A 12,456-nucleotide genomic window follows, 5' to 3' on the forward strand; every position below is an offset into this window, starting at 1 on the left:
GTGGCCCTTGGCGGGTTTGCATTTCGTTGCCCCTTCAACGCATCTCGCTATACAGAAGGCGAAGCCTCGCCTCGACGACATCGGCACATCTGCTCAAGTGCACGGCGCTGGCCAATGGCAGCCACGCCATGGCCGCCAAGCCGGTGCTGCACGGGGACAACGGCGCCACGCGAAAGGCCATCACGGCGCAGGCGATGTTGCGCTGGCTGGGCGTCAAGCCTTCGCATTCGCGCCCACGCTTGAGCGACGGTAACGCCTATGTGGCCTGTCCGTACAGGCCACAACCGGCCGGAGTTCCCGCGCACCTGGGCGGCGCTCATCGTGCATCAAGCCAGGCGCGGGAAAACAGCGTTTGGCAGCATGACTGCGGCGACAACTCAAGATGGGCGCGGCGATCACCTGGCGTTTTTTTCCTGCGGATTCTATAAATGAACGACTTCGCGGATGAGTGACGGTCATGTCGGATGCGTATCGTGCAGCACTTGAACGGGCATACACGCTGGCCTTGGATTTCCATGGCTTGCGCGCGCAGAGACGCCCTGCCGCGACTGCCAGCTTCGACGCGTTGCGGGCGGCCCTGAACGGCCCGACGCCGACCGACGGCATGGCGCCCGCTGAAGTCATCGAGCAGTTGGCTGAGGGGGTGGAAGCTGGCCTGATGGGGGGCGCGGGACCGCGCTACTTTGCCAAGGTCACGGGGGGCTCGCATCCGGTTGGCGTTGCTGCCGACTGGTTGACAAGCATCTGGGGGCAAAACAGCGGGAGCTACCTGGGGTCTCCGGCAAATGCTGTCGTTGAGCAGATAGCGGCAGCATGGCTGCTCGATTTGCTGTCGCTACCACCGGAATGTTCGATCGGCTTCACGACTGGCGCGACAATGGCCAGTTTCGTTTGCCTCGCTGCGGCAAGAAGCGAGGTCTTGCGAAAGGTCGGCTGGGATGTGGATGCGCAGGGCTTGTTCGGCGCGCCTCCGATTGACGTGTGCCTTGGCAACGATGCGCATGCCACGATCTTTGCCGCGTTGCGTTATCTCGGACTAGGCCATGATCGTGTCATACGCATCCCCACGGATGATACGGGGCGCATGCAGGCTGGCGCGCTGTCCACGGCCTTGGCGTCTTGCGGCGGGCCGCTGATAGTCATCGGGCAAGCCGGTCAGATCAACACGGGGGCATTCGACCCGTTCAACGAGATTGCGGACCTAGTGCATTGCCATGGCGGATGGCTTCACGTCGACGGTGCCTTTGGCTTGTGGGCGCGCTCGTGCCCGGCGCTACTCCATCTGACCGAAGGCATCGAGCAAGCGGACTCCTGGGCGACGGACGGCCACAAGTGGCTGCAGATGCCATACGATTGCGGCTATGCCATTGTCCGTGACGCGCATGCCCATCGGCGCGCGATGGCATACGAAGCGAGCTATCTGCCCGCGGCCGGCGGCGAGTGCCGGGAGCCCTTTCACTACGTGCCGGAACTCTCAAGGCGCGCTCGCGGCTTCGCGACGTGGGCGCTTATCCGCGCGCTCGGGCGTAGCGGCATTGCCGCGATGATCGAACAGCACTGTGCGCTGGCCCGGCGCATGGCGCAACGGCTTGCATCGGAAGCCGGCGTGGAGATCGGCAATCCGGTCGAGTTGAACCAGTTTGTTGTGCAGTTCGGCACAGGACTACCGCCGCCGCAACGCGATCAATTGACGAGGGCGGTCATCGGGCACGTTCAGGCGGCAGGGGTTTGCTATGTCGGTGAGGCAAGCTGGCGCGAGCGCGTGGTGATGCGCTTCTCCGTGATTTCCTGGGCGACCACCGAGGCGGATATCGACCGGTCTGCCGAATCAATCATCGCGGCGTGGCGGGCGGTTGGCGCGGGCGTGACAGCGGCAAGCGAGATCACGCCGGGCAGTACGGCATAGCACGTGCGCATCGCCACGCGATGTTCGCGAGTCAGGCGGCGGAGCACACCGTCGCCGGCGTCGGTCAGATAGTACGTTCCGTTGACGATCAGTAAATTCGAGGTCTGCGCGCGATTCCTGGATGGGAGAGGCCCGCCGCGCGTGCCAAGCTGATGAGGGGCGTCGTCACGCGTGTCTGCGCATTTCCCGACGAAGCGCCCCCCGGGCGTCACAAGCGACGAATGGCGCGCCTTGCTGGCCTCCGGCATCGACGGCGGCGGGGAGAACGGCAGCGCCTCCTACACGCTGATGGATATCAACGGCGACGGCCAGCGCGATCTCATCATCGACACCTATTCGGGCGGGACCGGGCTGTTTTCCTACGTGGGCGCGCTCCGCCGCGAGGGCGGAAAATTTGCGGGCGCCGATGGCCTTTGCCCGGTCCCGGACACGGTCAAGGGCGATGACCGCGGCGTCTACTACAGCTACGGCCCGGGCCACTACACCTTTGAAATCGTGGCAGACATGCCTGTCTGGGTGGGCGCCAGTGCTACCTCGGGCAACTGGTCGAATGGTCGACTGGTTTGGCGGTTATTCACCCAAGGACGGGCTGTTCGCGCAACGGTGGATGCGCAAGCCGGAGGACGAGCAGGCGCGGACGTATTCCGTCAAGGGCTTGCGCACCGCTGCCGGGATCAGGGCGTCGATCGGCGAGGTCGAGGGCGACAACGGTATGTAATCCACCGCTTGCCACCGCTCGCCGCCCGGCAGCCGGATCATTCGCTGATCTCGACCTCCATGTTGGTGATGGTCGGGAAGTGCCTGTCCTCCTTCAGGTTGACGGTAAACGCCACGCCCTTGCGCTTGCCCGCCATGAAGCCGGTGCTGCCATCCAGGTCGGACACAGCATCCTGCAGCGGTGGCGTCAGTTGCTTGTAGAAGGCCAGCACCTGCTCGATGCTATCGGTGGTCTGCAGCCGGAGCACACGCCTGGCCTTGGCGTTGCTCAGCGCATCCTGCGCGGTGCGGTAAACGATGGCCCGCGGGTACAGCGGCACTTGCGACGAAAATCCCTTGGGGAGCTTGACCGGCTTGGCTGCGGTGTGGGCGGCATCCAGCGTGATGGTCTCCATCTTGGCGATCTTCTCGCCGCGGCCGGTCTGCAGGTCTTCGGGCACGTCCTGGCTCCACGCAACCAGCGGTTGTGCCTTGGCGCGATCGAAGCCGGGCCGCAGGAAGACCGACAGCAAGCCGTGCTCGCTGTCCTGGCAGCCATTCTTGCCGCACTCGCGGTGCACCAGCGCCGCCGCCAGCACGTCACCGCGCTCGTCTACCAGCACGGCCGCGCGCTCGGCGCCATCCGATAGCTGGCGGCGCGACGACAGCACGCGCTGGCCATCGGGCAGTTCCTGCTGGACCCGGTTGGCGCGCGACTGCAGCCCCGACAGGATCTGCTCGGCGAGCAGGCCGTCCTCCCAGTAGTAAGTACCGGACGCATTGCCGGCAAACCGGGTGATGGCGAGATCCAGCGCGGGGGCTTCCCGGGTTTCCTGCCGGTGGCTGGTGTCCAGGACCAGGACGGCATCCGCGGCCAGGGCAAGGGGCGCTGCGCCGAGGGTGGAAAGCAGCAATGCCAGCGCTGCGCAGGAGGCGGGACGAAATCGAAGAGCCAATCGAAGAGCCATACAGAGAGGGGAAAAGAAAGGAAAAATGGTAGGGATCGTCAGTCCGGTAAACAAGAAAACGGGCCCGGGAGGGTCCGTTTTGACGGCAGGCCACGAAGCCTGATGTGATTGCAAGTATACTTGGCAACGCCGGCTAATTGAAGCCGGGCATCCATGCTGGGAAATACGGAGAACGGTGAGCAGGACGATGCCTGCAATCCTGATGGCGCCAAGCACGATCGTGCTTGCCGCTCCGGCGCATGCGCAAGCAGGCCCGGCCGTGCGCAAAGGCATGCATGACATGTCCCGCAGCGTGCAAAACCGCATATCTTCCCTCGTTCTTATTCCTTAAGGATCGCCTATCCACGGCGTATGTTCATGTCTTGGCGATACGGCGCGCAACTCCCGCGCAGCCGTTTCAAATCATCGCAAACCAGGAACAGGAGCCTACGATGAGCGTGGAAATCATTGGCATGATCCAGAGCCAGAAGCAGTCGGAGATCCATCCGGCCAGCGGACCGGTCGTGGATCGCGACTACGTGCGGGCATTTGCGCAAGCGCATGAGAACGCCGGCTTCGACCGCGTGCTGGTGCCGCATCACTCCACCGGCCCGAGCGCCACGCTCACCATTGCCTACGCGGCTGCCGTGACCGAGCGCGTGCATTTCATGCTCGCGCACCGGCCGGGCTTTACCGCGCCCACGCTGGCGGCCCGGCAGATCGCCTCGCTTGACCAGTTCAGCGGTGGCCGGCTTGGCGTGCACTTCATCTCCGGCGGCTCCGATGCCGAGCAGCAGCGCGACGGCGATTTCCTCAGCCACGACGAGCGCTATGCGCGCACCGACGAGTACCTCGGCATCCTGCGGCGCATCTGGACGCAGGACCAGCCGTTCGACCACGAAGGCAAGTACTACCGCTTCACCCAAGGCTTCTCCGAAGTGAAGCCGGCGCAGAAACCACACGTGCCGATCTTCTTCGGTGGGGCTTCGGACGCGGCCATTGAAGTCGCCGGACGTCATGCCGATGTCTACGCACTGTGGGGCGAATCGCTCGAGCAGGTCCGCGATATCACCACGCGGGTGCGTGCCGAGGCGGCCACGCATGGGCGGCAGGTGCGCTTTTCGGTCTCGTTCCGGCCGATCCTGGCGCAAACCGAGACGGCGGCATGGGCACGCGCCAATGCCATCCTCGAAGAAACTCGCCGCCTGCGCGAGGCGGCTGGCCTGGGGCAGGGCGGCCCGCAGCAAAGCGAAGGCGCGCGCCGCCTGCTGGCCGCCGCCGACAAGGGGCCGCGCGTGGACAAGCGCCTGTGGACGGAGATCGCCAAGCTCACCGGCGCGCGCTCCAACTCCACCGCGCTGGTTGGCACGCCGGAGCAAGTGGCCGACGCGCTGCTGGACTACTACGACCTTGGCGTGACCACCTTCCTGATCCGCGGCTTCGATCCGCTCGAAGATGCCGTGGACTACGGCCGCGAGCTGATTCCCCGCGTGCGCGCGCTGGTGGCGCAGCGCGAGGCTGCGGCCGGCGCGGGTTCCGCTGCTGGCCGCAAGGCAGCCTGACGGCGATGGCGAGCGGCATCATGACGGCATCCCGAAGACAGTTCCTGCGCTACGGCGCATTGGCGGCGGCCAGCGGCGCCTTGCCGTTTTCCGTGTCGGCCCAGGGCCGCCCCGTGCTCAAGGCCGGCGACCAGAAGGGTGGCCTGCGCGCCCTGCTGGAGAGCGCGGGCGAGCTCAAGGGCCTGGCCTATGACATCCAGTGGACGGAGTTTCCCGCCGCCGCGCCGCTGGCCGAGGCGCTGAACGCCGGCGCGGTCGATGCCGGCCCGATCGGCGATGCGCCCGCCATCTTCGCGCTGGCCGCCGGCACGCCGATCAAGATCATCGGCGTCAACCGCTCGGACCCGTTTGGCACCGCCGTGCTGGTACGCGCCAATTCGCCCTTGAAGACGGCGGCGGACCTGCGCGGCAAGAATATCGGCACCAACCGTGGCTCCATTGGTCACTTCGTCGCCCTGAAGGCGCTCGAATCGGCCGGCTTGAAGCCCGAGGACGCCAGCCTGCGCTTCCTGCCGCCGGCCGACGCCAAGCTGGCGCTGGTCAACGGCTCGATCGATGCGTGGGCCACCTGGGAGCCGTACACCGCGCTGGCCGAGACCAGCGGCCATGCCCGCGTGCTGGTGAGCGGGCGCGGGCTGTGGTCCGGCCTGAGCTATCTGGCGGCAACGGACAGCGCGCTGGCTGCCAGGCGCGAGGTGCTGCGCGACTTCCTGCAGCGCGTGGTGCGCGCGCAGGTGTGGTCGTACCAGCATGTGGACGGCTTTTCCGCTGCGTTGGCTCGCATCATCGGCATCCCGCCGGAAGCCGCGCGGCTGCAGTTCGAGCGGCGCCGTACGCAATGGCGCAACATCGATGCGGCAGTGATTGCCGAGCAGCAGCGCACGGCGGACTTCTACCTGAAGGCAGGGCTGCTCAAGCAGCGGCTGGATGTGCGGACCACGTTCGATACCGGTTTTCCGCTGGCGGTGCAGGTCAACCCGGCGAGCTGACCGGGCCGCAGGGGGCGTGGCGCGCGCCGCGGCATGTTGTGGCTTGGCGTTTTGCGTGAACCCGACCGGCACGGTGCCTCAATGCAACGGCACCACCAGTTCGCTCTCCAGCAGACTGACAACCCGGTTACGCCCGCTCCGCTTGGCCTGATACAACGCCTCGTCGGCGCGCGCATAGGCCTGCTCGAAGCTCGTCCCGGGGGGGCTCCAGCTCACGCCGAAGCTGGCCGTCACCTGCAGCCCGGCCTTGACCGGAAACACATGCTGCTCGATCTGCAGCCGCATGCGCTCCGCCAGTTCGACAGCAGTGTCCAGCCCGCGCGCCGGCAGCAGCGCAGCGAACTCCTCGCCGCCCACCCGGCCGATGACGCCCGCGCCTTGCACCGACCGCTCCAGGCACTCGACGACGCCGCGGATCACGGTGTCGCCTACAGGGTGGCCCATCGAGTCGTTGACCCGCTTGAAGTGATCGATGTCGAGCACGATCAATGACAGGCTGTCCCCGGCCAGCATCGCGCCGGCCCGCTCGATGATGGCGCCGCGGTTCAGCGCGCCGGTGAGCGTGTCGCGCGTGGCGCGGAATTCCAGCTCGCGGGCCAGGTCCTGCAGGCGATGGTTGAGCCGGTTCATTTCCAGCTCTTCGCGGTCGCTGCGCCGTATCAGGCGCCGGGTTTCGCGCATCAGCCGCTCGTAGTAGCCGATCAGCTCGCCCAGCGTGTCGCGGTATGCCTGGGCACCGGCATCGGGATTGCCGAATACCGCCCTGGCGCCCGCCAGGACGCCGTTTTCCGACTCGAAGAGATCTGGCTCGGACATGCGCTGCTCAGCTAGCCGTGGTGGCGTGGTCGAGGAAATCGATGGCGGGGAAGTCGGCGTGCAGGTCCTGGCCGAATTCCAGGATCGTGTCGTCGTCCACGTCGTGATACCAGTGCACGATGACCCGGTTGCCCTTGTCGGCTGCATCGTTCATGGCGTCGAACATGCTGAACAGCACCTTGGTGCTGGAACTGTTGAAGTACGTCAGCGCCACGTGCACGGTGACTTCGGTGTCCTCGCAGGCCGCCAGGTATTTGCGCAGGCGCAGGATCACGTCGCCGTAGAACACCGCGGCGTTTTCCGGATAGGACTCGCCTTTGAGGCTGAGCGTGTGCTGCTTGAAATCAAAGCTCACCTCGGGCGAGGTCGGTGTGGCGGCAATGAACAGGTTTTCCATCAGTTTCCCTTTCGATCCCGTTCAGTCATTCAGATGGTTGCGGTAAGGAAGAACATCGTCGATACCGGGTCTGCGTCGATGGGCTGGAAGCTGTACTCCAGCGGTGCGCTGGCGTCGCGGGCTACCGTCAGGAATCCCAGGCCGGCGCCCTTGCTGCCTTGCGGCGCTTCGGCGCGCATGGTTTCCTTGTAGGCCTGCTTGATCTGGTCCAGCGTCATGGTGCGCAACGGCTCCAGCGCGGCGCGCAGTTGCCCCACGCGGGTGATTGCCACCGGGTTGGAGCACATCAGCCGGTAGCGGTCTTGCACCATGCAGATGCACACCGAGCCGTGGCGCAGCTGGTTGGTGTCCTGGGTGGGCGGCGTGAGCGCGTCGGACGAATAGTGGACGATGTTCTGCGCCATTTCCACGAACGAGGAGAACAGCTTGCGCCGGGTCGAGCCATCGACGCCGCTCACCGTCAGTTGCAGCCGCACTGCATCGGACATTGCCGCGATGATGTTCTGGGAAAAATAGCCGACGTAGTAGAAGATCACGTTGCGTTCCCGGGCCATTTCAAAGAATGGCCCATATTCATGGTCAATCGAATTACCGTTCATCTCAGTGCTATAGCGGGCCATTGCAGGACTATTGAACGCGAAAGCAGAAAAAAGTGAGGTCGTCGCGGCGGCGGTGATGGCCTTGCCACGCGCGATACTGGTCCAGTATGGCGTCGTTGATCTGCGCCGCCGAGGCATGCCGGCTGCCGCGGATCGCTTCGCGGATGCGGCGCTTGCCAAAGGCGATTTCCTTAGGGCCGCCGATCTGGTCGATCAGGCCGTCGGTGGTCACAAACACCACGCTGTCCGGCTGGGTCTGGACCAGGCGGTTCTGCCAGGCAAAGTCCAGGTTGGTGTCCACATAGCCGACGCCCATGCGCTCGCCGTCCACGATCTCGCCTTCCGCCTCGCCGGGCTGGAGCACGAACAAGGCGCTCTTGGCACCGGCGAACACGAGCTGGCGGCTGGCATTGTCAAACCAGAAGAACGCCGCATCCATGCCGTCATTCGAGCCAGGCGTTTCATCGTCGCCGTCGAGCTGCCCGAGCATCTGCTTGATGCCGCGGTTCACCGCCATCAGGAGCGCGGCGGGGTCGCGCGGGCCGCGCTGCTCGATGGCCTGGATCAGGATGGACGAGGAGATCAGGGTCAGGAACGCGCCCGGTACGCCGTGGCCCGTGCAATCGGCCAGCGCGGCAAACCAGCCGTCCTCGAACGCGGCGAAGTGATAGAAATCTCCGCCAACCACATCGCGCGGCTCCCAGACCAGGCCCGCGTCGCCGAGCGTCCTGGCCAGCGCCTCGCGCGAGGGGCGCAGCATCGAGCGCTGGATGGTGCTGGCGTAGTCGATGCTGTGCATGATCTGGCGGTTTTTCTCGGCCTGCATGTCCGCCACCACGCGCATCAGCTGCAAGCCATGCCCGATGCCAAGGAAGCGGCCGTCGCGCGCGATGATGAAGCCGTCGGCAAGTGCCTTCTCGCCGTACTCCACCGCCTTGAAGGTCAGGGCCTCGATGCTCATCGCGGCATCGACCACCAGCGGCTCCTTGTCCATGAAGGCGATGCAGCTCTTGCGGTTGTACAGCTCGCGGTGATAGGGCTTGCTCATCTGCGACATGAAGATCGCGCGATTGATCAGGCCGATCGGCGTGTCGTTTTCGGTCACCGGCAAGCTGGCGAGGTCCCGGTGCTTGCCGAACACATCGAGGACTTCCTGATTGTTCTGTTCCGTGGTCACCGATGGCGTGGTGACGCAGAGATCCTCGGCACAGGGCTGCCGAAAGCGGGAACGAGCCAAGTGTGAGTCAACCGGAACGTCAGGCATCGCCAGGGCATTCGGACTATTGGGAAGTCGCCGATTGTATGGCGCGCGCATGACGGTTACGTGACATATGGCGCATGCGCCCCCCGGAAATCCCTTGGGGACACGCCGTAGGCCCGGCGGAATGCGCGGGTAAAGTCCGAGGCACTGTTGAAGCCGGCTCCATAGGCGATCTCGCCGATGCCGACGTGCGCGAGGCGCAGGAGATCGTCGGCCGCCGCCCGCAACCTGCAGTTGCGGATATACGCGCCAAGGCCGCCTTCGTGCTCGAACATCCGGTACAGGGTTGGGCGCGGCAGCCCGAACGCTTGCAGGATGCGCTCGGGCGAGAGGTCCTCGTGGTGCAGATTGGCCTGCACGTAGCGCTGCACCTGCTCCAGCATGGCGGCGCGGGCCGCCGCGCGTGCGTTGCCGGCAAGGCGCGCCTGCTTGCCGAATGCGGCAACGATCAAATGCGCGCAGTCCCGGATGGTTTTTTCCGCGTCGGCCTCGGACCGTGCCGGGAGGCTGCGGCAGAGCGCCATCACGTGACCGAAGATCAGGCGCGTCAGCGGCGAGGTGTAGGTCACCACGCGGCCATGGATGGACTCGGCATCGGGGATGGCCGCCTCCACCGTGGCGCGCGGTACGAAGAAGGCCAGCACCCGGGCGCGCGTGGGGCGGTGCATGTGCATCGGCTGGTTCATGTCGAGCGCCAGGATGCCCGGCACGAACTGGGCGGATTTGCGCTGCCGGGAGAAGTCCGTCACCGTTTCGGCGATCCCGTCCACGGCCACATGGAAGACGTAGTCGCGCACGCTGTCGGTGGAGATGCGCGCGGTGGTGCGGATCTGGCCCACCGGATCGGTGCGGCTGTCCAGGTAGGTCAGGTTCTTGAGCACATAGGTATCGATCTCGCCCCGGAAGCCGCTGGCAACCTGCGCACGCGAAGCCGGGACATCGAGTATGCGGCCTACATAGTCGCGCCAGGCCGGCAACTGCAGCGCCAGCGCCTCGTTCGCGACGGTGAAATGCTGGTGCACGATCAGCGGCGGGGTGGCGGCAGGGCAGGCGGGCGCAGCCGGCTGGACAGGCCTTTGCAGATGGGAGGCAAGGATCCGGCTGACGGTTTCTGAATAAGCCTGGGTCATGATGGCGTCGGGTTCAGGAAATAGCTTGCGTCCCAAGTCCGAGCCATTGTACCGACGACTCTCAGCGGCTAGTTGGTTGCCGGTGCACTCGCCTTCAGTGCGGCCGCGTCGTACTCGCGCGCCGCATCGGCGGCGCGTCCGTTTTCCAGCACGCGGAAGCTGGCCGGATCGAGTCCGGTGAGGCGATGGCCGCCGTATTCCACTTCTTGCACTGGCGTGGCTTGCGCGGCGGGCGCCTGCAGGCGGTGCCACCAGTAGTCCCGCAGCGCGGGCAGGGCAGTGAAGTAGTCCCGCCAGTGCTCGACCTGGCGGTGGTCGAGCGCGGTCATGCGCTGGCCGTCGTCGATGGGGCCGATCTTGTCGGTCATGCGCAGCGGGCCGTCGCCACTGGGCGCTACCACCAGGCTGGCGCGGTCGGCTTCGATGCGCTGGCCAAAGTAGTACACATGCGCGGCATCGGCAATGTAGTTGCCCGGCAAGCCCACCACGGTGGCGCCATCCGCGCCGATCACGCGCTTGCCGTTGAAGTAGGCAGACTCGGCGTCCACGGCGTAGTAGTCATGCATGCAGGTCACCGGCTCCAGCGGGCCATTCTCCGGCCAGCGCCAGTCTTGGTAGACAAGCGGCCGGAAGGCCTGCGGGCTGCGGGTGCGGATGGTCTTGCCGGTAATGAAGTAAGCCTGGCGGGCGTCGCGGGCGTAGCGCTCGTTGAGGACTTCGAAGGTGGCGATGTCGGCGTTTTCGATCCGGTAGAAGTAGTACCAGGCCGCGCCGCTGCCTTGCTGGGCCTGCACGATGACGTGCTCGCCGTCGGTGAACCAGCGCCCGTCGATGCAGCGGAACGCCTGCGGATCGGCAATGGGCAGCGGGCTGCCGTCCTTGGCCCAGAGCGGCCCGTCGTCGTGCGACCAGATCACGGTGTCGCCCTCGATGAAGTACGAGGGATGGTTGGCTGGCGCGATGCGGTCATGGGAAGGCGTTGGGTGCCGGGTGGCGCAAGGCCGACATATTAAACTGTCCGCCCGGATCGGCAATGCTTGGCGAACGTTGCGTTATTGCAATTAACGGCCAAGCATTTCTGCCATTCATAAGTAGCTCGCCGGCCGCTTGCGGCCGGCGGCCGAGGCGTGCAGGATGTGGGCGGTAAGCCCTACCCGAAAATGCGCAAAACAAAGCGGAGACCCTATGTCGTACATGCTGCTGATTGTCGAACCCGTTGGCCAGCGCGCCGAGCGTTCCCCGGAAGAAGGGCGCCAGGCCTACGCCAGCATGCAGCGTTTTGCCGAAGGCCTGAATGAGCGCGGGCTGCTGCTGGGCGTCAACTCGCTCACGTCGCAGGCCAATGGCGTGCGCGTGCAGGTGCGCGAAGGCCGCCGCGACTTGCTCGACGGCCCCTTTGCCGAGGCCAAGGAAATGATCGGCGGCTACTTCCTGCTCGACTGCGCCACGCAGGACGAGGCCATTGTCATTGCCGCCGAGTGCCCCGCCGCGGCATGGTGCAGCGTGGAGGTCCGCGAGGTCGGGCCTTGCTTCCTGTAAGACTGCAAGCGGATAGGGTGCATGGCCGCATCTAAGTAGTTACCCTTGGTTTTTGGGTTTTTTTGCACAGGATGTCGATCTGGCGGCGCGCGGTTCGTCGTACCGGTAAGAGTCAACGATGGCAGCGGCGTGCCGCCGCCATGGCTCACCACCGACAACCAGCAACCTCAAGCTAAGGAGAACCGCGATGCGATTCATGATCCTGGTGAAAGCCACGCAAGGCAGTGAGGCCGGCGCGATGCCGGACGAAGGCCTCTTCGCCGCGATGGCGGCGTATCACGAGCAACTGGCCAAGGCGGGCGTGCTGCTCGACGCAGCCGGGCTCAAGCCCACTTCCGCCGGCTGGCGCATCCGCTATGCCGGCGGCCAGCGCACCGTCGTCGACGGGCCATTTGCGCAAAGCAAGGAAATAGTGGCGGGCTACACGCTGATCCAGGTGCGCAGCCGCGAGGAAGCGATGGAATGGGCGCGGCGCTTCCCGTCGCCGCACGGCGAAATGGCCGACGGAGAGATCGAGGTACGGCAGTTGTTCGAGCTGGAGGACTTCGCGCCGAGCCCTGCGGTGGAGCGCTTTCGCGACCTCGACGCCGGCCAGCACTGAGCCCACGAGCCCA

General features: G+C 65.6%; 14 protein-coding genes. 7 read left to right on the top strand and 7 right to left on the bottom strand.

Going from position 1 to position 12,456, the window contains the following annotated elements:
* The first annotated feature begins 128 nt into the window (after nt 1–128).
* From RR42_RS41815 to RR42_RS40525, 3 genes are all read left to right on the top strand, one after another.
* A complete protein-coding gene (locus tag RR42_RS41815) occupies nt 129–428 on the top strand; it encodes a hypothetical protein (protein ID WP_419188911.1) in 300 nt (99 codons plus the stop codon).
* Nucleotides 429–457: 29 nt separating this feature from the next.
* Nucleotides 458–1,906, top strand: coding sequence for a pyridoxal phosphate-dependent decarboxylase family protein (locus RR42_RS26695; RefSeq protein ID WP_043354430.1), 1,449 nt, complete (start codon nt 458–460; stop codon nt 1,904–1,906).
* A 550-nt stretch (nt 1,907–2,456) separates the two neighbouring features.
* Nucleotides 2,457–2,624 (top strand): hypothetical protein, encoded by a 168-nt coding sequence (locus tag RR42_RS40525; RefSeq protein WP_158408317.1) that lies wholly within the window; start codon nt 2,457–2,459, stop codon nt 2,622–2,624.
* 37 nt (nt 2,625–2,661) lie between these two features.
* Here the strand turns inward: RR42_RS40525 and RR42_RS26705 are convergent, their stop codons facing one another.
* Nucleotides 2,662–3,516: a hypothetical protein gene (locus RR42_RS26705; RefSeq protein ID WP_043354435.1), complete on the bottom strand. Its 855-nt coding sequence runs from the start codon at nt 3,514–3,516 to the stop codon at nt 2,662–2,664.
* Between the two features lie 485 nt (nt 3,517–4,001).
* Between RR42_RS26705 and RR42_RS26710 the strand changes: the two genes are divergently transcribed.
* Both RR42_RS26710 and RR42_RS26715 read left to right on the top strand, forming a co-directional pair.
* Complete coding sequence (locus tag RR42_RS26710) at nt 4,002–5,111, top strand: LLM class flavin-dependent oxidoreductase (protein ID WP_043354437.1); 1,110 nt, start codon at nt 4,002–4,004, stop codon at nt 5,109–5,111.
* A 20-nt stretch (nt 5,112–5,131) separates the two neighbouring features.
* A complete protein-coding gene (locus tag RR42_RS26715; RefSeq protein ID WP_043357989.1) occupies nt 5,132–6,100 on the top strand; it encodes an ABC transporter substrate-binding protein in 969 nt (322 codons plus the stop codon).
* Nucleotides 6,101–6,178: 78 nt separating this feature from the next.
* Here the strand turns inward: RR42_RS26715 and RR42_RS26725 are convergent, their stop codons facing one another.
* The 6 genes from RR42_RS26725 to RR42_RS26750 all read right to left on the bottom strand — a co-directional run bounded on the left by RR42_RS26725 (nt 6,179) and on the right by RR42_RS26750 (nt 11,220).
* Complete coding sequence (locus tag RR42_RS26725; RefSeq protein ID WP_043354441.1) at nt 6,179–6,916, bottom strand: GGDEF domain-containing protein; 738 nt, start codon at nt 6,914–6,916, stop codon at nt 6,179–6,181.
* Between the two features lie 7 nt (nt 6,917–6,923).
* Entirely contained in the window at nt 6,924–7,313 is a 390-nt protein-coding gene (locus tag RR42_RS26730) for a DUF1987 domain-containing protein (RefSeq protein ID WP_043354443.1), read from the bottom strand.
* Between the two features lie 29 nt (nt 7,314–7,342).
* Nucleotides 7,343–7,912, bottom strand: a complete 570-nt coding sequence (locus tag RR42_RS26735) for a SiaB family protein kinase (RefSeq protein WP_043357991.1) — start codon at nt 7,910–7,912, stop codon at nt 7,343–7,345.
* A gap of 28 nt (nt 7,913–7,940) precedes the next feature.
* Nucleotides 7,941–9,176, bottom strand: coding sequence for a SpoIIE family protein phosphatase (locus RR42_RS26740; protein WP_043354444.1), 1,236 nt, complete (start codon nt 9,174–9,176; stop codon nt 7,941–7,943).
* A gap of 56 nt (nt 9,177–9,232) precedes the next feature.
* The gene (locus tag RR42_RS26745) at nt 9,233–10,303 is read right to left on the bottom strand and encodes a helix-turn-helix domain-containing protein (RefSeq protein ID WP_043357994.1); all 1,071 of its coding nucleotides are present in this window, start codon (nt 10,301–10,303) and stop codon (nt 9,233–9,235) included.
* 68 nt (nt 10,304–10,371) lie between these two features.
* Nucleotides 10,372–11,220: a DKNYY domain-containing protein gene (locus tag RR42_RS26750; RefSeq protein WP_052494989.1), complete on the bottom strand. Its 849-nt coding sequence runs from the start codon at nt 11,218–11,220 to the stop codon at nt 10,372–10,374.
* A 268-nt stretch (nt 11,221–11,488) separates the two neighbouring features.
* Here RR42_RS26750 and RR42_RS26755 point away from each other — a divergent pair, with 268 nt between their 5' ends.
* The gene (locus RR42_RS26755; RefSeq protein ID WP_043354446.1) at nt 11,489–11,842 is read left to right on the top strand and encodes a YciI family protein; all 354 of its coding nucleotides are present in this window, start codon (nt 11,489–11,491) and stop codon (nt 11,840–11,842) included.
* A 187-nt stretch (nt 11,843–12,029) separates the two neighbouring features.
* On the top strand, nt 12,030–12,443 hold the full coding sequence (locus RR42_RS26760) for a YciI family protein (RefSeq protein ID WP_043354449.1): 414 nt from the start codon (nt 12,030–12,032) through the stop codon (nt 12,441–12,443).
* Nucleotides 12,444–12,456: the final 13 nt, after the last annotated feature.

The organism is Cupriavidus basilensis (assembly GCF_000832305.1).
GTDB classification, from domain to species: domain Bacteria; phylum Pseudomonadota; class Gammaproteobacteria; order Burkholderiales; family Burkholderiaceae; genus Cupriavidus; species Cupriavidus basilensis_F.

Excerpts from the sequence above, each read along its gene's own strand:
- RR42_RS41815 (WP_419188911.1), top strand. The coding sequence starts at position 129 with ATGGCCGCCAAGCCGGTGCTGCACGGGGACAACGGCGCCACGCGAAAG.
- RR42_RS26695 (WP_043354430.1), top strand. The coding sequence starts at position 458 with ATGTCGGATGCGTATCGTGCAGCACTTGAACGGGCATACACGCTGGCC.
- RR42_RS40525 (WP_158408317.1), top strand. The coding sequence starts at position 2,457 with ATGGTCGACTGGTTTGGCGGTTATTCACCCAAGGACGGGCTGTTCGCG.
- RR42_RS26710 (WP_043354437.1), top strand. The coding sequence starts at position 4,002 with ATGAGCGTGGAAATCATTGGCATGATCCAGAGCCAGAAGCAGTCGGAG.
- RR42_RS26715 (WP_043357989.1), top strand. The coding sequence starts at position 5,132 with ATGACGGCATCCCGAAGACAGTTCCTGCGCTACGGCGCATTGGCGGCG.
- RR42_RS26725 (WP_043354441.1), bottom strand. The coding sequence starts at position 6,916 with ATGTCCGAGCCAGATCTCTTCGAGTCGGAAAACGGCGTCCTGGCGGGC.
- RR42_RS26730 (WP_043354443.1), bottom strand. The coding sequence starts at position 7,313 with ATGGAAAACCTGTTCATTGCCGCCACACCGACCTCGCCCGAGGTGAGC.
- RR42_RS26735 (WP_043357991.1), bottom strand. The coding sequence starts at position 7,912 with ATGAACGGTAATTCGATTGACCATGAATATGGGCCATTCTTTGAAATG.
- RR42_RS26740 (WP_043354444.1), bottom strand. The coding sequence starts at position 9,176 with ATGCCTGACGTTCCGGTTGACTCACACTTGGCTCGTTCCCGCTTTCGG.
- RR42_RS26745 (WP_043357994.1), bottom strand. The coding sequence starts at position 10,303 with ATGACCCAGGCTTATTCAGAAACCGTCAGCCGGATCCTTGCCTCCCAT.
- RR42_RS26755 (WP_043354446.1), top strand. The coding sequence starts at position 11,489 with ATGTCGTACATGCTGCTGATTGTCGAACCCGTTGGCCAGCGCGCCGAG.
- RR42_RS26760 (WP_043354449.1), top strand. The coding sequence starts at position 12,030 with ATGCGATTCATGATCCTGGTGAAAGCCACGCAAGGCAGTGAGGCCGGC.